This is a genomic window from Algicola sagamiensis DSM 14643, from assembly GCF_000374485.1.
Lineage (GTDB): Bacteria > Pseudomonadota > Gammaproteobacteria > Enterobacterales > Alteromonadaceae > Algicola > Algicola sagamiensis.
Genome location: NZ_KB894504.1, coordinates 85,592 through 110,484 on the forward strand (window position 1 = coordinate 85,592; position 24,893 = coordinate 110,484).

21 protein-coding genes and 1 pseudogene are annotated in these 24,893 nt (G+C 42.6%); 4 read left to right on the plus strand and 18 right to left on the minus strand.

Going from position 1 to position 24,893, the window contains the following annotated elements; genetic code table 11:
• Window positions 1-44: 44 nt before the first annotated feature.
• From C505_RS23865 to C505_RS22825, 3 genes are all read right to left on the minus strand, one after another.
• Entirely contained in the window at window positions 45-470 is a 426-nt protein-coding gene (locus tag C505_RS23865; RefSeq protein ID WP_169337065.1) for a CesT family type III secretion system chaperone, read from the minus strand.
• Window positions 471-757: 287 nt separating this feature from the next.
• The gene (locus C505_RS0117325; RefSeq protein ID WP_018693898.1) at window positions 758-1,942 is read right to left on the minus strand and encodes a hypothetical protein; all 1,185 of its coding nucleotides are present in this window, start codon (window positions 1,940-1,942) and stop codon (window positions 758-760) included.
• Window positions 1,943-2,120: 178 nt separating this feature from the next.
• Window positions 2,121-4,337 carry a cytochrome c peroxidase gene (locus tag C505_RS22825; protein WP_157369171.1) on the minus strand — a complete coding sequence of 739 codons (2,217 nt, stop codon included), beginning with the start codon at window positions 4,335-4,337 and terminating at the stop codon, window positions 2,121-2,123.
• A gap of 719 nt (window positions 4,338-5,056) precedes the next feature.
• Between C505_RS22825 and C505_RS0117335 the strand changes: the two genes are divergently transcribed.
• The gene (locus C505_RS0117335; RefSeq protein ID WP_018693900.1) at window positions 5,057-6,202 is read left to right on the plus strand and encodes an acyl-CoA dehydrogenase family protein; all 1,146 of its coding nucleotides are present in this window, start codon (window positions 5,057-5,059) and stop codon (window positions 6,200-6,202) included.
• Between the two features lie 418 nt (window positions 6,203-6,620).
• Here C505_RS0117335 and C505_RS0117345 read toward each other — a convergent pair whose 3' ends face one another.
• The 14 genes from C505_RS0117345 to C505_RS0117410 all read right to left on the minus strand — a co-directional run bounded on the left by C505_RS0117345 (window position 6,621) and on the right by C505_RS0117410 (window position 18,609).
• Entirely contained in the window at window positions 6,621-6,995 is a 375-nt protein-coding gene (locus C505_RS0117345; protein ID WP_157369173.1) for a hypothetical protein, read from the minus strand.
• A 46-nt stretch (window positions 6,996-7,041) separates the two neighbouring features.
• Window positions 7,042-7,629, minus strand: coding sequence for an LON peptidase substrate-binding domain-containing protein (locus tag C505_RS0117350; RefSeq protein WP_018693903.1), 588 nt, complete (start codon window positions 7,627-7,629; stop codon window positions 7,042-7,044).
• A 271-nt stretch (window positions 7,630-7,900) separates the two neighbouring features.
• Window positions 7,901-8,494 carry a hypothetical protein gene (locus C505_RS0117355; RefSeq protein WP_018693904.1) on the minus strand — a complete coding sequence of 198 codons (594 nt, stop codon included), beginning with the start codon at window positions 8,492-8,494 and terminating at the stop codon, window positions 7,901-7,903.
• A complete protein-coding gene (locus tag C505_RS24590; protein WP_018693905.1) occupies window positions 8,478-8,672 on the minus strand; it encodes a hypothetical protein in 195 nt (64 codons plus the stop codon). Before C505_RS24590 ends, C505_RS0117355 begins: the two co-directional genes overlap by 17 nt.
• 1 nt (window position 8,673) lies before the next feature.
• Entirely contained in the window at window positions 8,674-8,934 is a 261-nt protein-coding gene (locus C505_RS22830; RefSeq protein ID WP_018693906.1) for a helix-turn-helix domain-containing protein, read from the minus strand.
• Window positions 8,935-9,196: 262 nt separating this feature from the next.
• The gene (gene epmA, locus C505_RS0117370) at window positions 9,197-10,162 is read right to left on the minus strand and encodes an elongation factor P--(R)-beta-lysine ligase (protein WP_018693907.1); all 966 of its coding nucleotides are present in this window, start codon (window positions 10,160-10,162) and stop codon (window positions 9,197-9,199) included.
• Between the two features lie 80 nt (window positions 10,163-10,242).
• Complete coding sequence (gene speD / locus C505_RS0117375; protein WP_018693908.1) at window positions 10,243-11,058, minus strand: adenosylmethionine decarboxylase; 816 nt, start codon at window positions 11,056-11,058, stop codon at window positions 10,243-10,245.
• A 198-nt stretch (window positions 11,059-11,256) separates the two neighbouring features.
• Window positions 11,257-11,607: a DUF3802 family protein gene (locus C505_RS0117380; protein ID WP_018693909.1), complete on the minus strand. Its 351-nt coding sequence runs from the start codon at window positions 11,605-11,607 to the stop codon at window positions 11,257-11,259.
• A gap of 139 nt (window positions 11,608-11,746) precedes the next feature.
• Window positions 11,747-12,547, minus strand: a complete 801-nt coding sequence (locus tag C505_RS0117385) for a DUF1338 domain-containing protein (protein WP_018693910.1) — start codon at window positions 12,545-12,547, stop codon at window positions 11,747-11,749.
• A gap of 55 nt (window positions 12,548-12,602) precedes the next feature.
• A complete protein-coding gene (gene astD / locus C505_RS0117390) occupies window positions 12,603-14,078 on the minus strand; it encodes a succinylglutamate-semialdehyde dehydrogenase (protein ID WP_018693911.1) in 1,476 nt (491 codons plus the stop codon).
• Window positions 14,079-14,097: 19 nt separating this feature from the next.
• Window positions 14,098-15,126 (minus strand): arginine N-succinyltransferase, encoded by a 1,029-nt coding sequence (gene astA, locus C505_RS0117395; protein WP_018693912.1) that lies wholly within the window; start codon window positions 15,124-15,126, stop codon window positions 14,098-14,100.
• An 82-nt stretch (window positions 15,127-15,208) separates the two neighbouring features.
• Complete coding sequence (locus tag C505_RS0117400) at window positions 15,209-16,426, minus strand: aspartate aminotransferase family protein (RefSeq protein WP_018693913.1); 1,218 nt, start codon at window positions 16,424-16,426, stop codon at window positions 15,209-15,211.
• 275 nt (window positions 16,427-16,701) lie between these two features.
• Window positions 16,702-17,844, minus strand: a complete 1,143-nt coding sequence (locus tag C505_RS0117405) for an HDOD domain-containing protein (RefSeq protein ID WP_018693914.1) — start codon at window positions 17,842-17,844, stop codon at window positions 16,702-16,704.
• Window positions 17,845-18,006: 162 nt separating this feature from the next.
• Window positions 18,007-18,609, minus strand: a complete 603-nt coding sequence (locus C505_RS0117410) for an anthranilate synthase component II (protein ID WP_018693915.1) — start codon at window positions 18,607-18,609, stop codon at window positions 18,007-18,009.
• Window positions 18,610-18,807: 198 nt separating this feature from the next.
• Here C505_RS0117410 and C505_RS22835 point away from each other — a divergent pair, with 198 nt between their 5' ends.
• The 3 genes from C505_RS22835 (at window position 18,808) to C505_RS0117425 (ending at window position 24,634) form a co-directional block, all read left to right on the plus strand.
• On the plus strand, window positions 18,808-20,691 hold the full coding sequence (locus C505_RS22835; protein WP_018693916.1) for a lipoxygenase family protein: 1,884 nt from the start codon (window positions 18,808-18,810) through the stop codon (window positions 20,689-20,691).
• 186 nt (window positions 20,692-20,877) lie between these two features.
• On the plus strand, window positions 20,878-21,855 hold the full coding sequence (locus C505_RS0117420) for a 2-hydroxyacid dehydrogenase (protein WP_026318061.1): 978 nt from the start codon (window positions 20,878-20,880) through the stop codon (window positions 21,853-21,855).
• 247 nt (window positions 21,856-22,102) lie between these two features.
• A complete protein-coding gene (locus C505_RS0117425; protein WP_018693918.1) occupies window positions 22,103-24,634 on the plus strand; it encodes a hypothetical protein in 2,532 nt (843 codons plus the stop codon).
• Between the two features lie 22 nt (window positions 24,635-24,656).
• Here C505_RS0117425 and C505_RS24595 read toward each other — a convergent pair.
• Window positions 24,657-24,893 (minus strand): annotated as a pseudogene (locus C505_RS24595) (IS256 family transposase); the annotation flags it as partial.

Here is a 24,893-nt window from a genome sequence, read left to right on the forward strand (position 1 = left end):
ACACATATGATATAAAAGGAACGATATGGAATATCCAATGTAAATTACACACGAATTCCTGAACTTGATAATGGGTCTGCTGTTTCTTCCACAGCGGAGGAGTGATCGCCTGAGAGTAACTTGTCATTCGCATCACTTAAAATTTCCAACTGGTGATACGCTTTTTCTCCATCATCTTCATTGAATGGCTGACGACTCCATAAAATCCAATCCTGACTGTCTTTATCTTGACCAAGAATCGGTTTCAGTGGTTCTTCCCCAAAAATATTTCTCTGTAGAAGTGCTGGTGTTGCTTCAATTTTAGCGAAGTCAATATAGCTGAACATGAGTAGAGAGTTTTCTGGAAATTCAGTAATATGGATCGCCTGTTCGCCAACTTGGAGGCTCACGATTTCTGAAATTTCTTCAGGCTCATTCAAAGAGAGTTTCTGGCAAAGTTCTTGAATGAGTTTTTGAAAGTTTTGAGACATCTTCTTTCCTAAAAAACGAATGATTGAGAGATATTTTTTCAATACTAAAGTATTAATATAGTTGGGTAACGTCGAGATGTATATTGTTGCAGAATATTTTTGATAATGGTGATTAATTTCGATTTTTTTTGATTGGCAATAATCTTGAAGAATTGAAGGTTGCGATGATAGCGTAAATAAGTGTTGAGAGTGAGGGAATTTTATTCTCATTGCGATAAAGAAAAGCCTTGCTCAAAGTAATAGAGTGTAATGAACAAGGCTGTTGAGATACCAACTTTGGTTGCTGCTTAGTCTTTACGAGTGACTATTGTTGCTTCGACAGTTCCCATGCTTTTTATATTGTATTGAATCTGTTCTTGTCGACTCCACCCCGTACGAACAGTAAGGAAGTTATCTCCCCAATATCCACCGTAAATATAACCAAAAGCAATGGCTGAATGATTCGTGCCAATTTGTCCTTGCGTGTGATAGTGAACCATCGCAGGACGCTGAGCTTTCATTTCCTGGATCAAGTAAGAGAAAGTCGTCATGGCAGCATAGCTGATGCGTCTTGCTTTCCACTGCGCATCGCCTCTTTGATTCATATAATCGACAATATTGATGCTATTGGATTGTGATGTGCCTCCTTGACCATCTTCGCGGCAATAAGTTTTGAGCACGCCACGAAGTTGGTTAATGGTCTCTCGCATCAATGGACTATTCGCTTGATGATTTTGCTGAGTTTCATCTCCAATCATATTTGGGTAGCCATTGCGGTCATAAAAATCGACCAACATTGCAGCGGCTACAGGCGTGCAACCCGCATAGCACTCATTTCTATCATTACTGGATGTTGGCCAGTAACGGTATTCTTGATAGAAAGGTGAGAAACGCCAGTCAATCACAATTTCTTCAGAGTCAGGGGTATCCCTGCGCATCCGTGACAATGGTTGCATATCGGATTGCTCGATTTTGCGGGAAACAGAAAAGTCAGCTTGAGTGACGGATGGGTTGATAGTGAAAAGGATGGCCTCATGTTTTGGTGCAAGGATCACCGCAGATGTGCCTGGTCCATTCCATAGCCAACGATATTGACGATTATCTTGAAGATTGGATTTGAGGATTTTTGTTGGAGAAGTCCCTTCAAATGCAAATTCTGCGACCTGCTCACGGAGAGGGTTTGCTTCAATAATCAAGTATCCTTGTGCTTCACCTTGTATAGACAGGATCTCAACTTCATAGGCCTGAAGAGACGTTTCGTCACGATAAAGTGGGGTAATTGTACCCACTTGTGCGCGCTGCCACTTGGGCTCACGCGATTGAAAATGCGCAATGAAAGATAATGCTTCACGCTCTGCATCCCACTGTGTTTTCAACACGGATTGTGCAGAATGAGCTGGAGCGGTGATATGTAAATTATCGAGTTGAGCAAATGCAGTTGTTGAATAGCTAACAGCCAGTGCAATCGTTGAAAATAAAATTGTTTTTTTCATTGGGAGCTTCTTTTTTTGTTCCAAGGGGCAAATGCCCTTTCAATTTGGGAGGGGGATTTTACTGATTTGAGATTACCTGTCAAAGGTACTCAACCTTATTTATAGAAGATCATCGCAGCGATGGCTGTTGAGTTGGGTAACAACACCTTCCCTGGTATTGAATTTGATGGATAATACTTTACTGTTGGAGATCAATCTGGATGGATACGGGGGTTGTTCCACCTTCCAGCGTGATGAAGTACCACCCTTTTGGAATACTATCCAATCGCAAGAATTCACGACTGCCATTCTGGGTAGAAGAAAAATCATGATGTGCTTGAGAAGGCCAGTTTTGGCCAGTAAATAGGTTTAGGTTGCCTTGCCCATGATCGGTCCTGATTTCTATCGTTTGATTGCTGGCAGGGACATTGAAAAAGAAAAATGAACGATGATTCGCAGCGCACAATGGTTGTCCAAAATTGAGCTGGCTGATTCGGGTTGGTAGCATTTGCTGACATGCATTGTGAATTGACTTCGGCTGCTCACCAGGCTCCCGGTTGGCTGAGTCCTGACTGACGGCAACACCCAATTGCTGATAGCCTTGGGGGTGATATATCAAAATATAATGACGGCCCCGGTTGGCGGTGACAATGAGGACTTGGTTGGTATTATTCCCTTCAGAGCGCGCTTTCGCTGAATGCGGCATGGCCCAATCATCCTGACGATAAAATATTTGAGATTTTCCCTGTCCATTGCTGGTACTGATGTAAAGCGTTGTATTATCCATTTCTACATCTACATAGAAATGGTGGGCCTGGCCAGAAATACACTCCATTTGATCCCACTGAAGTGATTGACCACTTGTGATGGTATCACTATTCGTGCAGTCTTTTTTGAGGTTCAGTGGGACACCTTGGTCGTTTTTGGGATGTAGGAGGAGTCCATCCGGATCACCATCTTCTGGTTGGGGCAACCAGGGTTGTAGACAGAGAGCACTTTTCACACAAGGATCGGTGAGTGCTTTCATAAATGCGACCATGTCTGCCAGTTCTTGTTCATCCAGCCCCAAAGGCCTGAGTACAGGTGCGCCATCAGCGATTTCATCATCCACAATATCGATTGCGGGCTGAGTATCTGATTTTGCGTTGGGGAATAGGGACTCACAAGACTCGGTGTTTTTAAACTGAGCGAGCTTGCACCAGTCTGAGTTATCAAAGTATTTATTCAGTGCTTTGTGAAAGTCATTATAGTGATCCATCACTTCTTCCAGCGTTTTGTAATTTCCGGCATGGCCATAGGGACCCGTGACTTCGATGTTCAATAATGTTGGGGAGCGAAAACTAAAGATATCTGCTTCTTTGCCATTACGAGCCATGCGGCCAATATCTCCAGTTTCTGATGGGCCTGTATTTGTACCTGGACCAATTTGTGGGAATGCGAGTCGATGATAATTGTCCCCTTTCGACTGTGTGAGTGTGTCTTCACTATGACATCCAACACACTGAGTAGGAAGCTCGTCAGGTGGATCTCCACCATCTGATGGTGGTGGTGGGAGCGTATAATAAAGGATTGCACCGCGTTTTACGGAATCATCAATTGCATTCAGGTCACCGCGAATGTATTGAAACCAGGGGTTGTTTGTGAAGTTCATTGAACGTTGATATGCGGCGAGAGCATTGGCAATATTCTCGTAAGTCACGATTTCTTCCTGCGTACCAGTGATGTGACCATAGACACGTTCAAAGTACTGTCTCCATTGGTTTCGAAAAATTTCTCCCTGCCCAACACCATAATCACCAATACGTGCAGCAAGATGAGCGCGAACCACATGAGTGGGTTGGCCGGCCTCAAAGCTGAAACCTTGCATTTCAACGGGAGAAACCGTAGGAAACCGGGCTTGTGCTTCAAGGAGACCTTCTCCTGCATTTGGATCGGCTTCACCATAAGGGACATCAGGCGTACTGATCCCTTTGCTTGGATATTTAAAATCAATCAACTCGACACGCGCATCACGGAAGAGGCTGCGAGTATATGCCCAACTATTGAAGATAGTGGGAGAGTTGCGTGGGACATAGAGCTGGTCTGTCTTCGTGACTCTGCCAGGTCCTAAAACGTCAGGATCTTTAGCAAAAGTGCCAATAGGTAATGCAAGTCCATCGCCACCCCCTAAATAGGGATGGTGGCAACTTGCACAAGCAACATCTTTATCGCCACTGAGAGATTTTGAGAAAAACAAAAGTTTGCCCAGTTTCACTTCTGGATCATTGGGGGTTGGGATATCGACACCACGTGTTGGCTCCCCAGTCAATTGATGTTGCTGGATCAATTTTTTGAGTGCTTTATCCAATACTGATTCATTCGCAGATGTGCTAAAAACGACAAAAAAGAAAGACAGCATAAACGTCAGTGTTCTCATTATTAAAATTTCCTGAGTTTGATTGTCCAATTCCAACAAGTGAGGTGTGCTGCTGAACCACATCACATTGGAAATCATTGATGTCCGGACAATTTAACTTTATACGTATGAAAATATGTCAAAAGCGAATTTTCGAAACTTTTACATTGAACGTGGTGACATTTACTTTTCGAAGATGTGTGATTTCTACCTCTCAATAAAGCCACTGGCATTTATCAGGTATTTCTCTGGGTTATTTATTTAATTCACTGAATATAAGTTAAAAAATGAAGTGAAAATAAATTTCTCTAGTGAAAAAAGAATGATGCAGATGATAAAGCAAACAGTGGTGGGTGTCGGATTTATACAATAAATTACCTATGGACAACATAAAATCACTGAGATTGAGTATGGTGTGTCAATTTTCAGAAAAGTATTGTTATCTTCATGTATTGAGATAAGTCACTTATTATTTGTGAACCAATAGGGAGAGAGAAGATAAAACATGAATTTATCTGAGATAAACGGAGGTGTTTTCTAAATTCGAGTCATTCAAACATCGTGATTTCTGTGAGAAATGCGCTTGCACAGGGGGAATATTCACGCACATAATGAGTGGCTTGCATTAACTATTTGTTTTTATTTTATATTTTAATTCATTTGGCTGATGTCATCCAGGTATTCTTGCACTTTAGCATGCGGATGGGCTGGTTCTGCTTATTACAAGAAAGGAAAACATCATGCATCTTGATCAAGCTGCGGATATGACGCAGCAAAAATTCCCACAACTTTTTCAATTACTCTCTACGCAATCCATGATGGATTGGGAAAACTCATCTCCTGAAACACTTGCAGGCGTATTTCGGGATAGTCGTACGTCGGCTGCGACGCTACCAGTTGAATTTGGTGGACTAGGCGCGAAAGCTTCTGAGTTAACTCAAATGATCCATTGGGTTGCTGGACGTGCGCCTTCGCTTGGCCTGATGATGGTGATGCATCACCATAGCTTGGCTGGGCTAGATTCATTCTCGGCATATATTCCTGAGGTGCGTCAGCTGACTTCTTATCTTGCTTCAAACAATATGTTACTTGCATCGGCGTTTGCGGAAGGCTATGCCCACCAAGATATTTTGAAGCTTGGAATATCGTTAGAAAAATCAGCGGGTGGATTCGTTTTTAATGGGCAGAAAAAACCGTGCACAATGGCGAATGTCATGGATGCGATGTTGCTCGGTTTAAATTACACGAATGAACAAGGAGAGACACATATTGGCGCTGCGATTATTCCAAGGCAAACCGAAGGCGTGAGCAGCTGCCGAGACTTTTGGCAGGCTGATATTCTCCGAAACTCAGATACTCAAGCTGTGACACTCAATCAGGTTTTTGTACCAGACGAATACATGTTATTGAGTGATGTTATGAATGCGCAAGTCGATGATCCCACCAAAGCTGCAATGCAAGGGAAAGGCGCAGCAGAGAATGCTGTGTCCTGTTGGTTTCAAGTTTTGGCGTCTGCAATGTACTTAGGTGTTGCCGCTCAGATGATGGATAAGGCTTTATTTGAAAAAAATGGGCATATGATTGAAAAATCCGACATGCTCATTGATTATCAGTCGACAATGACTGCATTGATGGCAACAGCGGAAAAATTGGATGAAGGTATATTTAACGATGCTTTACGGGCACAATGCTTGTCTGTTCGCTTTTCGACGCAAAAGGCAATAGAGCGTATCAGTGACCGTGCATTCGAAATACTGGGGGGGATCCAGTTTATTCAAAACAAAACGCTTGGGTATTTACTCCCCGCTTGTCGCCTCCTTGGTTTCCATCCACCTTCAAGAAGTGCAGCGACAGAAGAAATGCTTGCTTATTACGGTCGTTTATAAAAGTGCACGGGTTTATTCTTCACAAGAGGGTTCGTAGTAGCCCTCTTTTAATCGTTGATAGATTTCCTGATATTTTCCGGTCTTTTTTAGTGTCTCAAGACAAGCATTAAATTGTTGTTGAAGGTATTTCGCATCATCACGAATACGAGAAAAAAACAGGTGTGCAGAAACTCGATTAAGCGGCTTTTCCAACCATTAAAATGAAGCACGATGCACCTTAAAAAAACACGCGATGGTATATTCTCCAACGAGTTTATCAACGGGAAACACATGGATCCAACCGGCGATGAGTTTTGGATATTGTTTTTGTCTGTCAGGTTTTCCTCTATCTTTAATCGACCACTTTTTTTCCCTTCCCAAAATGCTTGTGTGTAGGTGTAGCCAATTGTTGCGCCAATACGGAATGATTGAAAGTCTTCTAAAGAATCCCATTTTTTTTCGGGCCTTGACCACGAATAATGAGGAATGTTGGGGTGTCGTAAAGTACGGGCTCACTCATTCGGAAAAAAGGCTGGTGTACGGGGGCATTCGACCAAGCGAAACTACCGTGATATTTCCCTTCTTTTGCTTCCTGATACGCTCTTTTCCAGGGTAAAAATTTGACCTCAATTTGCATCGGCTCAGGGGCTGCTAAAAATGCTTCGTTGATCAAGTGCGTAATAAACCCATCGTGTTTCATCGTTTGAGAGAAATAGGGCGGGTATTCTCCAGTAGAGAGGCGGATCACTTTCGCAAGACCATCAAAGGAGTTCAGAAGAAAGGGGCATAGTGAGAATAAACGAATTAATTTCACGATAAGATCACTGCAAAATACTTATTGAAAGCATATACGGAAATCATTAAGTTTCATTTTCTGAGAGCAGTTTTAAAAGATAGTGATGGGTATAAACATGGCTGTCCATATTAAGAAGCGACTGTTTTTCTTTGGCAGTAATCGGTAAAATTTCCAACCAACGCTGACAAACCCAAGATATGTCATCCAGGTGATGGGTTGGATAGAGTTCCCCAAGCTCGGGGCATTTGTGATACAGCGAAGCCAGTTTATTTATCACAGGGTCATTGTTAGGTGCTTTGTGTTGGCACCAATTTGGTAAAAGAGAGACGTCTCCCCAATACAAGTCATCTTTATCTGGTGTAAAATCCAAAATCCGAAATCGTTGTATACCTTCAACAATAATGCCAAGCAGACCACCGTCTAGAGACATAAAATCAATAATTTCAACAAGCGTACCAATTGGATGAATTGACACACTTTGCCGATCAGGGCCTGAATTGAGCATACACATCCCAAAGTAGGTTTGATTGGAAAGGCTATCAGTGACCATTTTCAAGTAACGTGGCTCAAATATACGCAGTGGCAAACGTCCCCCCGGCAAAACATGTGCCGTAAGTGGAAATAATGGAATTGATGCCGCTTCTTCAGTCAAATGCCTACCTCCCTCTTTATTTCTTATTATATTAGAGCTTCTGAAGTAGGAAAAAAATCTTGTATTTTGTATTCCTTTACCGCTCTTTTTTGCGTGCACAATTTATAGAAGGATAGACAGAATGGTAATGGTTCACTACTGATGATGCGGTTGATAGCGTTTTCAAATTAAAAGAAGTTTTTCTACTAATTTAGCGCTTTTCTTTTTCAAGTGTGTCATAGGAAATCCCCACGATATTGCAGAATACAGTGGGGGAGTTGTTCTATCAGATTTATGCTGCTTTTGCTTTTAATTTTCTGAGTTTTTGAAGGGAGTTTGAATCAAACAAAAGCGACCAGATGTTTAAGTAGATTAATAGACTCAGGAAGAGTTTAAATGGATCTTGCCAGTTGTGAAGAAATTCGGCTGGTGCATCAATATCAAAATACAAATATGGAATAATTGAAATTAACAGTAGTGCGTTATAGAAAATACTTACGATAAAAATTCGACTGATTGCAAAGACCTGAAAAAAGTTAGAACCAGTTGGTAATGGGTAGTTGAACCATCTGGCAACAACATCATAGTGTAAATATATCCAACGCGCGGCTAAGTCAAAAAAGATACCGAATATCAGGAATAGATAAAAATCCTGATAAGTGATCCATGTACCAAGTAAATTCACGCAGGTTGCAAAAACATAGATGAATGTGATGAGCCTTGCGGCTCTATCTTTCCAATGGATAATCAGTAAATATGATGCTGCTAGCAATACACATGGCGTCGAAAAAATTGGATACCCAAGGTATTGAATGAGCCACCCAGTACTCACCATGAATAGGAGCAGCCCAAAAGTATGTAGAAGATATTTATGTGACTCTTTCATTTTGCCCCCCATGGATATCATTATTGGAAGAATGGGCTATGATGCTCGAGTTCTTAGGAGGAAGGGTTGTATCTCCATCTCCTGTGCCACCAACGCTACCACCATTCACCACCATTGTTTCGTTAGTAGTTAGCTCAAGTAATTGAATTGAATCATGAGCATGCATTTTGTTTGTCATTTCATATTTCCTTGTTTAAACAGGGGGTGATCGGCTTTTGAAGAAATGAGAAAAAGGAGCGCCAGTCTTGGGTGGCTTGCATCCAGAGTCTCACGAGGCTAAATGATGGATCACATTTCCCAGCTTCAATGTTTTGGATATGTCGTACAGAACAGTCGAGCACCTCAGATAACTCTTCTTGAGTCAGACCAGAGTCTCTACGCGCCTCACGTAAGATCTGCCCTTGATGCTCTAAACTGTTTTTACGATTATTTTCGTGCATGTTCGTATTCATAACAGGTAAAAGTACCATAAAAGAAATTACCACACATGCATATTTCACATATTTTACAGTAATATAGGTGTAAGGTATTAGTTTTATCTTTTCTTATGTACCTTTTTTTAAATCAAAATGACCTGTTTACGCTCAATGCGGATTAATGATTCAATCAGGTTCACTGGGGGCTTCTGAGATTTCTACATAGGAGAGAGGGTGATGATATCAATCATATGAATAATTTTAATCTGGAAATAAGCAGCTTAAATTATGCACGCGATGTCGGAAATGCAATCACTTCTTCTATTTGCTCTGCTTCGATCGCAAGCATCAGTAGGCGATCAACGCCCAGTGCAACGCCTGCACAATCAGGTAGCCCAGCTTCGAGGGCAGCAAGAAAGTCTTCATCAATCGGCATCGGGAGGATCCCCATCGACTCACGCTTTCTGTTATCCTGTTCAAATCGTTGACGTTGTTCTTCGGCTGACGTGAGCTCATCAAAGCCATTTGCAAGCTCTACACCCTTGTAATACAGTTCGAATCGCTCTGCTACTCGAGAGTCTTGTGAAGAGATCTTTGCTAATGCAGCTTGTGATGCTGGAAACTGATAAATCACAGTCGGTTTGTCTTGGCCGATCTGTAGTTCAACACCTTCACTAAAGAGGCATTGCAACAAAATATCACGATCGTCTTCTTGCTCAGCAACATCGGGCCAGCCAAGTTCAGTCAGTTTTGCTTTAAGTGTGGATAGCGGCGCTTCGAGGGGGTCAAGGCCGAGGAATTGCAGGCATGCTTGTTGGTAAGTCATGACTTCTGCTGGAGGACAGTTGAGAATACTTTGAACGAGTTCATCGACTTCTTGAATTAACTTCGGTGCATCAAAGCCCACCCGATACCATTCCAACATCGTGAATTCAGGATTATGAAAGCGGCCTGACTCCTCATTACGAAATGCTCGGCTCATTTGATAGATTGACCCACTTCCCGCCGCTAAGAGGCGCTTCATAGCGTATTCTGGTGATGTTTGTAAATAGAGCGAAATCCCTTTGGCATATCCCGGTCCAACAAACTCCGTTTCAAAGTTTCTCAAGTGAACGTCTGAGACACCGTAACGGGAGAGTGCAGGGGTTTCGACTTCCATGACATCACGCAATGCGAAAAATGCGCGGATCTCTTTCAGTGCTGTTGCACGACGCTGCAAATTTTGAATTGACGCAGTGGGTTGCCAGGTCATTGCTTTACTCTTTATTATCAAGTACCTAAAACACAAACGCCGCATAAAGATGCGGCGTTAAACAAAGATATAATGTGTGATTAGTTCTCACCAATCAATGGCAGGTTTCTACCATAGAAAATTTCTTGCATCTCGTGATGCAGTTTGCCTGCAATATCGCATTGCTCTTCATGGCTGAGGTCGTTGAGTTGGACACCAAACAGGTAGTTTTCCAACTCAAAGTCTTTGAGCACCATTTTTGTATGGAATAAATTTTCTTGGAACACATTCACGTCAATCATTTGATAAGCATTTTGTGTTTCCTCATCCATAAAGTTTTGGATAGAGCTAATCGGATGATCAATATAGTGTTTTGTGCCATTCACGTCTCTTGTGAAACCACGGACACGGTAATCAACCGTTACAATATCAGACTCTAGCTGGTGGATCAGGTAGTTCAGTGCCTTCAGCGGAGAAATGATCCCACAAGTCGAGACTTCGATATCAGCACGGAAAGTACAGATCCCATCATCTGGGTGAACTTCAGGATAGGTATGAACACAGATGTGGCTCTTATCCAAATGAGAAACGATGGTTGGAGAAATTGGACCAGGGGATTCCTGCTGGTCTACGTTTTCAGTATAAATCGGCTCTTCCGAAACCAAAATCGTGACACTTGCTCCCTGTGGATCATAATCCTGTCGTGCAACATTCAGAATGTTGGCACCAATAATGTCACACACTTCTTTGAGAATATCCGTTAAACGATCTGCGTTATATTGTTCATCAATATATTCGATGTAAGCTTGGCGTTGTTCTTCGGTTTTTGCGTAACAAATATCGTAAATACAAAAGCTCAGGCTTTTTGTGAGATTATTAAAGCCGTGCAGCTTTATCTTATCAAATGGTTTCACCACAGGCAGCCATCCTCAAAAAGATACCACTTTATTGGGTTTGTCAGACAAACCCGGCCAATCGAAGTCAGAAATGGTTTGCAGTGACAGCCTAAAGCCGTAGAGCATTCATGACTAAGTTTGATAAAAATCGAGCGGCGATTCTAGCGTATCTCGCACGAAAATCCTAATGATTTTGTGAACAGCGTGTTGATTCGTATTTTAATCGAGTAAGTCCGAGATTGAGGCATCAAATAAATTCTTAATCAGTCCTGTATATTCTTCGATAAACTCTTCCTGCTCCTGTGTTGCAGGACGGGAAGAAATCCCGGAAAGAACTTCTTGTAAATCATACATGATCCCATCGATTTCACGGATGATCACACCGCGATGATTGGTCTCAAGCTCAGGATGCTGAGTACATAAACTAATTATTTTTTCTGATAGCTGTTTTTCTAATAACTCAATAATAGGTATTGCTTCCGGGCGAGTTGGACCCGTTTTCTCAAAAAGACTTAAGTTTTCAGTCAAATATTCAATAAGCGAGTCATAGCCGGAAGTATTCGTGACCATTGTCAAAGCCCTGCTTGGTATTCCAATGCGTTGTTTCAAGAGATTCTTTGATTAAATCATAATACTGAGTGAGGGTATCGGCAAATGAAAGGCGGGAATAGAGAGGGAATTTCTTCCCTCTGTGATAAACATCCATCGCTTATGCGTTGACGTTGGTACTTTCGAAGATTTTATCTGCGGAAGCAGCAACAAAGCCCGTATAGATTTCGCCATTTGGTAGTGTATAACGACGAGCAAACTCATAGAAACAGCTTGGGATCTCAGCCAATTGGTCTGAGAACTGAACATTGGTTTTATCAGCCATCGTTGATGATTGCTCAAGGAAAACATCCGGAGATCCTTTGATCTCACCGCCACTGGCATTGAGGACAAATCCAGCATCTTTCAAAACTTGATTCACGTTCTCAATGGACTCATCTTCGCCGAGATGGTTAATGCTCACGGTGAAGTGGTTTGCACGGTAGCCATAGGCAGACATCCAAGCGGCGTATTCGCTCTCTTGTAGGAGACGAAGATATTCATCATAAGAGACTTGCCACTGTGCGCCAGAGTATAGGAAGTTATCCGCGGTGACTAAAGATGCGTCCAACTGATCAACCATTTTATGAATAATCTGTTGAATATCTTCAGGGAATTCTTCAACGAGCAATTCACTGATAAAAACTTTAGGAAGTGTTGGATCTTCATGTTCGAAGTGCTTTGCTTTGAGCTTTTTCTTTTCAAAGTCATAATCGCCTTTGGCGACATAACCTAGTGCTTCGAAATGTGCGGCAAGCTTGTCCAAATTCACTTTTTCGATATTAAACGTCCGAAATGCCACGTGATCGTTGATGAGTGTTTGACCTTTGCCTAAAACTTCATGAACTTGTTTCGCGGAAGGGGTAACTTCCAGATAATTTTGCCAAAGGTGATCAAATAATACATTCACATTGGTATGCATAGTAACCTCGGTTTTTCCTTCTCAAAAAAAAGAAGCAGCGTATGCTGCTTCTGATTTATTTTTCAATATTGAGCCCTGGGCTGAGCGTTTCTGGTAGAACGGATTTTTCGAGTTCTACGGACGCAACAGGATATGCACAATAGTCAGCGGCATAGTAAGCACTCGCGCGATGGTTACCACTTGCCCCGATGCCACCAAATGGTGCTGCAGAGCTTGCGCCTGTAATTGGGCGATTCCAGTTGACGATACCAGCACGGATGCGCTTGAAGAAGTGATCATACAGTGCTTGATCATCGCTCAGTAATCCCGCAGAGAGACCATAGCTTGTTTCATTTGCCTGATCGATGGCTTGATCAAAATCAGTGTATCGGAAGACTTTCAGTAAAGGGCCAAAATGCTCTTCATCCGGAAAGTCAGCGACATTTGTACAATCAATAATGCCTGGAGAAACAAAGCCAGTGCCTTCTTTTTGATGAACCAGCTCAACAAGGATCTCACCGCCTTTTTCGGTAAGCATTTGTTGCGCTGTAACCATTGATTTTGCTGCACCCTCGGAGATCATCGAGCCAATGAATGGTTGCTCTGCATCGTCGTAGTAGCCAACTTTGATTGCTTTTGTTGCTGCAATTAATTTCTCAAGGATCTGATCCCCTTCCGAATTTGCTGGCAGGAACAAACGTCTTGCACATGTACAGCGCTGACCTGTTGAAATAAATGCTGACTGGACAATATCGTGGACAGTTGCAGGAATATCTGCGGTTTCTTTGACGATAAGCGGATTGTTGCCGCCCATTTCTAGCGCAAGGATTTTGCCCGGCTGGCCTGCAAATTGCTCATGCAGAATATGACCAGTGCGAGAGCTACCAGTGAAAAACAGGCCATCAATGCCTTGGTGAGAAGCAAGCGCTTTACCTGTCTCAACTTCACCCTGAACCATGTTGATGACACCCGCAGGGAGGCCTGCTTTTTCCCACAGTTGCAGCATCAGTTCCGCAACCATCGGTGTGAGTTCACTTGGCTTAAAGACAATTGTGTTGCCTGCAAGGAGTGCAGGAACTATGTGCCCATTTGGTAGATGGCCCGGGAAATTGTAAGGACCAAATACTGCGACTACGCCGTGTGGCTTGTGGCGGACAAATGCTTTGCCCAGCGGCATTGCATTTTCAACAGTACCAGTACGCTCGTGGTAAGCACGAACGGAGATATCGATTTTACCGAGCATCGCACCCGCTTCTGTACGGGTTTCCCAGATTGGCTTTCCTGTTTCTTGCGCGATAGCCTCTGCGATTTTTTCTTTGTTTTCTGTTAGCTGCTCACCGTAGGCCTTGATGATGTCTAAACGTGCATCAAAAGATAAGTCAGACCAAGTGTAGAATGCTTCACGGGCAGCTTTAACAGCAACATCTACTTGTTCAGGTGTTGCAGTATTTCCTTCCCAAATCACTTCATTTTTTGCTGGATTCAGGGATGACATTGCATGGCCTTCACCAGAGTGCCATTGACCTTGAATAAACTGAACATCGCGTGTCATTGATTCTTCCTCAATTCAGTTAAAGTGCAACAATACGGAGTTTGTCGCCAGGAGAAACGAGCAGTGCATCTGCTTCTTTCTGCGTGAGTACAACATGCGCTTCATCTTTGACATGTTTGGAGAAGCGTAATTGCGTTGCTCTGAAATCTTTTAATTTCAGGTTCGTGACGATATATGCTTGGCTGCTTTCGTCAGAACGTTCGCCGATTTTCACTTCGACTTCAACGCTATTGCGTGCGGATTGAATATCATCCAGATGGGCTTCAACCGTAGGACCTGCGTCGAATATATCGACATAACCGCGGAAACGGAATCCCTCAGACTTCAGCATTTCAATCGCTGGACGGGTGTTTGGATGAACCTCTCCAATGACAGATTGCGCTTCTTTGGACAGTAGATTGACATAAATTGGGTATTTCGGCATTAATTCTGCGATGAATTGTTTTTGGCCGATCCCTGTCAGGTAATCTGCTGTCGGGAAGTCCATTGAGAAGAAGTGTTCTTGAAGCCACTGCCAGAAAGGTGAGTTACCAGCATCGTCAGAAACGCCACGCATCTCAGCAAAAATGGTACTTGAAAAACGCTCACGATAATTTGTCATGAACATGAAACGCATTTTCGAAAGCACTTTACCATTGTTGTTGATACGATGGCCTTCATCTAAGAAGAGCGTGCAGATCTCTGTTGCACCAGTGTAATCATTACAAAGCGTCAGCAGATCAACAGTATTGTAGATATCTAACTCACGAGAAGAGTGGACAACTTTACTCATGTGATAATGGTAAAAAGCGTCGTCTAAGCCAACCGCGGCTTCGATAGCACTGGTACCAACCACACAACCTGTATCGAGATCTTCCATTACAAACAAATAACTTTCGTCACCCGCTTGTGTGACTTCTTTATGAAATGACTGCACTGAGCGTTCAATCTTACACTTCAGCAGTTCTTCGTTGACGGGCAATGAGGTGAAACCGTGACCCGAGTCTTCTGCAATCTTGAGTAAAGCAGGAAAGTCTTCACTTCGGATTGGGCGAATAATCATCGACATCGCTTACTCCTGTCTTAAGCATAGGAGAGGCGGCAAAAAGCCACCTCCCTTGTATTTATGAACAAAAATGAATGGCAGGGAATTAACCTGCAACTACTTGCGCTACTGCTTTTTCAAAGCGTGCTAAACCTTCTTGGATGTCCGCTTCTGGGATCACAAGAGATGGAGTAAAGCGAACGACATTGGTACCAGCGACAAGTGACATTAAGCCGTTGTCGATTGAAGCGACAAGGAAGTCACGAGCACGACCCTGGTATTGCTCATTTAAGACCGCGCCAAGGAGTAGACCTTCGCCACGAACTTCACTAAAGACATTATATTTTTCGTTGATCGCGCTGAGGCCATCACGGAAAAGCTGTTCACGATGCTTGACACCATCAAGCACTTCTTTCGTGTTTACGGTATCGAATGCAGCTTCTGCAACCGCACATGCAAGTGGGTTACCACCGTATGTACTACCATGAGTACCGATTTTCAGGTGCTTTGAGATTTCTTTCGTAGAAAGCATTGCACCAATCGGGAATCCACCACCCAATGCTTTTGCAGTGGTCAGGATATCAGGCGTCACACCAAGTGCTTGATATGCATAAAGGTGACCTGTACGACCAACACCAGATTGGACTTCATCAAAAATGAGAAGGGCGTTGTGCTTGTCGCAAAGCTCACGGATACCAGCCATGAACTCAGAGGTTGGGCTGATCACTCCACCTTCACCCTGGATTGGCTCCATCATGACGGCACAAGTATCGTCGTCAATCAGATCTGCAAGGCTTTCTAGGTTGTTGAATTCTGCGTGGGCAACTGCGCCTGGCTTTGGACCAAAGCCGTCAGAGTATGCTGCTTGGCCACCAACAGTCACTGTGAAGAAAGTACGTCCGTGGAAACCTTTGTGGAATGCGATAATTTTGTTTTTGTGTTCACCAAAGTTATCAAGTGCCCAGCGACGTGCAAGCTTTAACGCTGCTTCGTTCGCCTCTGCACCTGAGTTGGCGAAGTAAACATTTTCTGCGAATGTGGCATCAGTGATTTTCTTCGCCAAACGAAGTGCTGGTTCGTTGGTCATCACATTGGAGAGGTGCCAGATTTTTTCGCCTTGCTCTTTGAGCGCTTTCACTAGATTCGGATGACAGTGTCCTAGGCAATTTACTGCGATACCGCCAGCAAAGTCGATAAACTCTCGTCCTTCTTGGTCCCAGACTCTGGAGCCTTCACCTTTCACGGGGATCACAGATGAAGGGTTGTAATTTGGAACCATGACTTCGTCAAACAGCTCGCGGGAGACCAAATTTTGTTCAGACATAATCATCCTCTTTCGACATAGCTAGAGACAAATTTGCCTCTATCTGGATTAAAATCTAAGCGCAAATTATCCCAGATATTCTGCAAAATGTCTTTATCTTGCATGCAACGGGGAAGTCTTGAAGTGATGTTTTTGGGTGTAAATTCTTATTTGGTGAATAATAAGTCGAGCTATTTTCTGAATATCCCCGGAGGTGAAAATTTTAATTTCTTTTAAAACAGCGATTTACCTCGATTGTTTTCGTTTTCAGATAAATATGCAGCAAAAAAATGTGATTAATCCTCGAATTCTAGGCTCAAATTCTTCAGATTTGTCTTATTTAAGATCTCTAATGTGGAACGACTCATGTGTAAATAGTGGAAAAGTTCCTTCACTTCTTGGTTATTAATCAACCGATGTTTGACCAGTATTTTGTACTTACTATACCAGCTTGCTCTGCTTACAATTTGAGCGATTGGTTGGCGGTCATCATAAGGGATTGCAACAAGGTCATGCATTGCTGGAGCAATGTACAATCTTTTAAGATCCATCATTTGGATCATATCCATACTTACATTATTTGAATGGGCCAGTAACATTTCACATAAAAATGCGGGATTGAGTTCCATATCGACGAGCGCGTCATGTTCATCCTTCATCCGTTCGTCTCTGGCAAAACGAACTTCTTTTTCCCAGACTTCCTGGAACGTTTTCATATATAGACGTATCACAGCCGTTGCACCGACCTCACAAAAAAGTCCAAGGCAATAAGCAAAGAAGCTATTTTCATCTTCTTCCTGTGCAATACGTTTTGCTGCAATACCTGTTGCGAGTGAATGTTCCCAGAGTTTTCGCCGCATCAGTGTGTAAGGCTCTGTACTATGTGGTAGCCAGTGACGTTTTGCGAAAGCAGGAATGATCATTTTCAGATTATCTAAGCCAATAAAACGCAGGACAAGCCCAGCATCTTCTAATCGAACGACTGCACGATCGCTTCTTCGATACTGGGGCAGATTAGCAAGTTTAATTAACTCTTCTTTAAGCCAAACGAGATGGTTGACGAGTGGGTCGATACGATTAATTGACGCAGCTTTGACGCTAAGAATGTCTAGGAGCGCAGGGACTTCATCTTGAATATGAATGACTTCTTTATAGATTTCTTCGGTTTCTGACAGCCGTTCTTCAAGTAAAAAACGGATTTTTTCATGAAGCGCAATTTCTATATATTCTTTAAATTTTTGTTTATCTTCCATTTGCTCACGATCTTTCATCCTTGCAACAGCTTCGACAGCGAGTAGTTCGCGACGAGAAGAACCTTGCTCTGTGTCTTCGAAATTCAAAAAGTTACTTGCACCCTGCTGCATAAGGGCATACTTGTGACTGATGAGCAATTGTGTAAACCGAAGGTTCAGGTTATCAATTAATTTATTTTTTGGCATGCCAAATTATCAAATACACTGTCGCGTTTTTCTAGGCTCTTGCTGCTATATAAGAAGAACGGATCATTGGTCGTTCTCTTTCATTCGAATTCTTGTTTTACTTTCAATCGCTTTTTCTTTTTATCAGTATGGCAGGCGAAATGTGATTTGCTTAACTTGGATTTAAACGGATGTGTTTAAAACGATTCCAGAAGCTTGGAGGAAATTAGCGAGAAGTTGATGTCCATGCTGACTGAGAATAGCTTCGGGATGGAATTGTACACCTTCTATCATGTGTGTTTTATGCCGGAGGCCCATAATCTCGATTGTGTCATCTTCTTGAAGATACCATGCAGTGACTTCGAGGCAGTCTGGTAGCGATGTTGGCTCAACAATGAGTGAGTGGTAACGTGCAACACGAAATGGTGATGGGAGATCTTGAAACACACCCGTTTGATGATGCTCAATCATGCTGGTTTTACCATGCATGACTTGCGTTGCACGACAGACTTCCCCACCAAAAACCTGAGCGATACTTTGGTGCCCTAAACAAACGCCTAAGATTGGAATGTGCCCCGCAAAGTGCTGAATGACATCTAGCGAAATACCAGACTCATTCGGTGTGCATGGCCCTGGTGAAATCAAAATAGCTTGTGGAGAGAGAGCCTTTATATCATTAAGGGTGATTGTATCATTTCGCTTCACAACAACAGGGCAGCCGAGCGTTTCGATATATTGAGACAAGTTATAAGTGAACGAGTCATAATTATCAATCAGAAGCAGCATTGATATTTCCCTGTAAAAATAGATAAAGCGTATGGCCGCGCAGGTTACAAATATTCTAGCTCCCTTGCAATGATTTTTTTGCACTATTCGAATCGCTTTTCTAATTTGAAAGGGTGGGTAGAGTTGACCTCTATTTGCCAGCTTTATCTCAATCCCACGCACACTGAATCCTGCTATGAGATCCACAAGGAAACCATCATGCAACAGAAAAAAGATGTGCCTTTGGCGTTTCCGGAAACGCCTGAGCCCTATGCGGCTGTCACACCAGATTTAAATACCCGTAAAAGTCTGTACCAATGGACTTACGATGTAGAGAGTTTAAAAGGAGTTCCACTTGCTAAGGAAGTACCGGAGTCCGATAAGCCAACCCTGGCTTGGTATAAGCTGTTAGTACCAGTGGTGATGGATATTTTGGAAAATGCTTTCGCGGTGTTAGAAACTTCTGCATACCCAAAAGAAGAACTCCAAGAACTGAAAAGTGATTTGAAGAAGTTTGGGGCTGATTTGCAAAACCTCGTGTCTGATATTAAAAATGGCAACTTAATACGCGGTGGGTTTGAGTTCTTTAAAAATGCGAGTGACTTAAAAGAACTGGATGAAAAACTCAAGGAAGTTATTGCTTACTTGAAAAGTGAGGTTGAAGGCAATAGCAGCCTTGCACAATATCGGGCACTCTTTCAGACCATTGAACTGCCAAAAGTTGCTGATCTGATTTGCTCAGATCAGGCATTTGCAGAGCTGAGAGTTGCTGGCCCAAACCCGATGTTGATTCAGCAAGTCAAACAACTTCCCAATAAGTTACCACTCAAAGACAAAGATGTGGCGCATCTCTTAGCAAAAGGTGACTCGCTAAAAGCTGCATTATCGGATAAGCGTGTGTTTGTTTGTGATTATCATGAATTGATTCAGCTTGAAGAAAACACAGGTGAGTTTTTAGGTCATCCTAAATTCTTATTTGCACCCATCGTCGCCTTTGTATTAAACCCGAAACGGACTCAGCTGAAACCGATTGCGATCTTAGTGGATCAAACGCAGAATAATGCTCCGATTGTGATCCCGAAAAAAGGAAAGAATACAGATTATCGCTGGGAGCTTGCAAAGTCGATCGCGAACTATGCGGATGGCAATTACCACGAGTTATTTGCTCATTTATCCAGAACTCATTTGGTCGAAGAAGCCTTTACTGTTGCGACGCATCGGACGCTCAATGAAAACCATCCGATTTACCAGTTGCTCGTCCCCCACTTTGAAGGAACACTATCGATTAATAATAGTGCAGCAACTTCTTTGATTGCGGAAGGTGGGGCTATTGACCATATTTTTGCTGGGACAATTCAGGCGAGTCAAAACGCGACCATCCAAGATCGCTTATCGTTTGATTTTGCAAAATCAATGTTACACCAAGATTTAAAAGCGCGTGGCCTCGATCAAGTAACCGTCCTCCCTTATTACCCTTATCGCGATGATGCGACAAAAGTATGGCAAGTCATCGAAAATTGGGTCACCGATTACGTCAATGTTTACTATGGAACAGATAATGAAGTGAAACAGGATGCAGAGCTCACAAGTTGGACAAAAGAAGTCTCCGAGCAAGGTAAGATAAAAGGTCTGCCAGCAATCAATGGAAAAAATGCATTGGTTGAAGTGCTAACGATGGTGATCTTCACAGCAAGTGCACAACATGCAGCAGTAAACTTCCCGCAGCGTTCGCTTATGTCTTATGCACCAGTGATCACAGGTGCCGTTTGGGGAAAAATAGTCAAAGATGAAGTCACCGAACAAGATTGGGTTGATGCGATGCCACCGCTGATTTTGGCGTTTCAGCAACAAACCTTGCTTCACTTATTGGGTTCTGTTTATTACCGGCCATTGGGTGACTATAAGCAGAATGTTTTCCCCTATCGAACTTGGTTTACGGATCCAAAAATCACGGATGGACCCCTCCCAAAATTCCAATCCCAATTGGAAGCATTGGAGAAGGAAATCACAGGCGATATATTGGCTCGTGATAGGAAATATAAGACGTTACTTTCTTATACCTACCTTTTACCGAGCAATATTCCTTCGAGTGTGAATATATAGTTTTCTTTTGATAAAAGCATATATTGAATCGAAGTACGCTTTGGAAAAGCTATTTGGGTGCACTTTGTGCATCCAATGAACCCATTCTTGATGTATCTCAATGAGCCACTAGACTCATTCCTTATACTTTGAAATGGATAAAGAAGTAAATCGAGTTGTATTATGTCTAAGTTATTATCACCTCAAATTAAAATCGCATTTTTTAGCGCACAAAAATATGAAGTTTCTTTCTTCAATACTGCTTTTGCACACGACAATGTACAAGTCAGTTACTTTGAACAATCACTGAATGAACAGACTGCTATTCTTGCCAAAGATCATGATGTGGTGTGTGCATTTGTGAACGATGACTTATCGCAGGCAGTCTTACAGATACTAAAAGACTTGGGTATTCAATTGATCACACTGCGCTGCGCTGGATTCAACCAAGTTGATCTACAAGCCGCGAAAGCTTTCAATATCCCTGTGACTCGAGTGCCTGCTTATAGTCCTGAAGCTGTAGCAGAACACTGCATTGCGCTGATGTTATCGCTGAGTCGAAAAACCCACAAAGCATATAACCGAGTAAAAGAAGATAACTTCGATCTCAATGGGCTGCTCGGATTCAATCTTTTTCAAAAAACGGTTGGCGTCATTGGAGTGGGTAAAATAGGGCAAGCTTTGATCCGAATATTGCAAGGTTTTGGCTGTCGTATTCTCGCCTATGATCCAATTGCGCAGGAAACAGACGTTGAATATGCTTCACTGGATCAACTCTTTACTTTATCCGATATTGTCACTTTACATTGCCCTTTAACACCAGAAACCCGATACATGATTGGAGCGTCTGCATTTCAACAAATGAAGCAGGGCGTGATGCTCATCAATACAAGTCGTGGTGCTTTACTTGATACTAAAGCGTGCATTCAAGCTTTGAAAGAAAAAAAGTTGGGCTATCTTGGGCTTGATGTGTATGAACAAGAAGCGGACCTGTTTTTTAAGGATTTAAGTGATGAGATCATTCAGGATGATGATTTTCAGCGATTACTCACTTTTCCAAATGTGCTGATCACAGGGCATCAAGGCTTTTTTACAAAAGAAGCGATGGAAGAGATTGCGATGACCACGAGAGAGAATGTAATTCAATGGCAACAAAAAGCCGTGTTAGAAAACCAAATTGATTAGGGTCTGTTGATTTTTATGAAAGTTCAGCAAACCCTAGGTTCTTTGGAATAAAAACGAACAGAAACATAAGTTTGGTCGTATAGTGATGCTGTTGGTCGAAAAAAGAATCTAAATGAGAAACATTTCTTAAAAATGAGGTACCTATCAGGAACGGAGTTATTGATTAAAGATGACTCCAACCAATCAAAGTCAGGAATCAATTATGACGTAACGAAAGGAATGCAATGAACAAAACAAAGGAGTGAGTATGACTCAACCATTCTCAGTGACGAACAAACCAGATTCGATTCACATCCCGTCAGAAACACCAACGCCTGATACTCAAGACAGTACGATAAAACATGCGAAACCGCTTGCCAATCAAGGGCAGTTTACGGCTTCTGCGAAAGAAACCGTGAGCGAAATGACGAAGCCTTCTTCGCAGCAACAACACTTTTCTCAAGTTGAAGAACAGCAACATGGAGATAAAAAAACCAAGAAAAAAGGAGGCGTTCGATTTGCGACCGAAGCAACGACTGAGTCGCCGGATAGCCCGAGAACAAAACTTGTAAAAACGAAGAGCCGCAAGAGTATTCGAAGTATTAATCGCCAGCAGTCTCATGTAGAAAGACTCACTCGGACGAAAAGCAAAAGGAATTTAGATGTCGTCGAAACACTCAAGTCTAAAGACGTGGAGCAAATGGAAAAAGTAAAACGTACAAGGAAGAAAGGATCAAAAGGGATGTATCGGTCAAAGGAACTGGCTAGTTTTATCGCAAAACAGAAAAGCATCGCTTCTTATCAGAAAGTGCAAAGGAATGGACCGCCCACTTATGGGATGACTTCGAACCCAAATATGACACGTGTATTTCAAAGCGCCAGATCCTCAGCGGCAGCCAGTTTACGTGATCAACAATTACAACAAATTACTCAAAAAGACTTTTTAAATTACCAAGGAGCAAAACCAGTCTCCACTGCGGATAGATTCTCATTGGTTGCAGGACGCTTTATCGGTAACATCGTGAATTCGATGAGTGTTAAAGAAAATACATTTCTTGCTTCATCACAGACTGATAACCGAAATCACGTGATTTTTAAACGGAGCTATGCTGTTGGGGAGCAAATGCAATCCATTCTATTTCAGCTGGACCAAAACCTTCATGATCTCGGTATCAAAAAGAAACCTGAGATGACGAAAAGTGCGATAGCAGATGATTCTGAAGCGAAGAAATCGAAAAATGAATCTCACTCAATGACCGCAAAAGATGAGAGGGCACTCAAACTACAAGTTGCTGCTTTTATGAATGGAGAAGGCTACGGAACCTGTGGACCAACAAGTAAAACAACGGCTGCATTATATAAGAGCTATATGAATCACGCTGTTGCATTGCTTCAATCTGGGGCAACGAACCAAGCTTTGCGTGCACAGTTACCATTGGTTGCAGAGATGTCAGATGAAGCACTGACAGATTTGCGCTCAGAAGAGAATCTGGCAACTTTAAAAGGTTATATTGGCAATACTTGGTTCCACGAACAAAGTGCAAATGCAGATCATAACCTCACCACAATGTCGACACACTCTCGTGCATTTACCATCGATGCTTGGAGTACAAAAAATCACGATATAAATGGTTATAACGAGGACAAGGATTTATCGTTTTCTGAAGCGCAATCTTCACCTGCCACTTCCGTCGGTGATTATGATGACAGCAAAGCGACTTTTGAAGATCATGAATCTTGGATGGTCAGTCGTAGTGGGGGAAGTGCACCCGATATTCCATGGGGCGTTGTGGAGTCAAAGCTGCTTGAAAATAATATGATGCGTCGTGCTGATGTCCTGCTTGGGGATCTTTCTGCTTTGGGGCTTAATGCAGAAGAACAAGCGTTTATATCCGAAGTCACATCCATGCAACGTGCGGCACTGATGGATTATGTGAAATTTCACAAAGATGATAGTGGGAGTATGCCCAACCCGTTTGGTGATAGTTACGAAATCTGTACTCGGAATACAGCTTGGCCTTCATCGGAAGGAGATATAACGGATGATGTAATTTCGAGTTTAAGAGATAAAAGCAGAGGTATTGTTGAGCATAGTGCAGAGTTACGACAGACACTGGAAAATCACAAATACGAAAGTAAGCAGACGAGAGAAGAAATCGTTGATCGATTAATGCAAAATACAATCCGTTCAAATGCGATGTCTGTTCAACGCATGATTGAAAGTGCATTGGCAATGGAACATCCGCTCCTACAAAATGTTCGGGCGACTCCAAGTGCAGATGATCCGCACAAGTTTACTATCTCTGCGAAATACGATGCATCAGATAATCCGCAGCAGCCGGATTTAAGGGAGATTTCTTGGGACTTCGATTTGAATACGAAGTTTGATATGAATATTCAAGAAGTGCTTGCTGCGAATTATCCAGCATTGATGGGTTATGAGCCTGAATTTGTTGGAGACTTTCCAGAAAAAATTCAATTTAACTCCAAAAAAATGGAAGATCCGAGCGCGCAACAGAAACATGTTGAGTCGAAAGGCGTTTCCCCATCTCAGTCAGATGATGTTCAACACAGTACGACAACATCTTCACTTGAGAACAGTTCTATGAGTGCGATGTCTTCAACTCTCGCGACGGATACGTTTCAACATCATATACCACAACATGAGTTTGTTTCAGCTATGTCACATGGCCCGCGAACAGATGCGGCAGCGCGAGTGGATGCGATGATCCCTGGGTGGATTGATGAATCGAATAAATTTTCATCTGCTGAGCTGGAAGGGATCATCGGCGAGCTATAGTCAAATCTGGTGTATGACATGATCATGCAGCATCCTGTTGATCATCCGACGTTACTTTTTCTCCATCCTTGAATTCGATCCCTGCAATGACATCAGCTAGAAGGCGGTAGCCTCTCAATCGACGCCATTTATTTTGTGCGGTTACCAGCAGCTTATAAGCCATCGCCAGTGTCGTTTTTCGACTGCCACCATGCTTACTTTTCGTGGTTCTTAAACGAACCGTCGCAAACACGGACTCGATTGGATTTGTCGTTCGAAT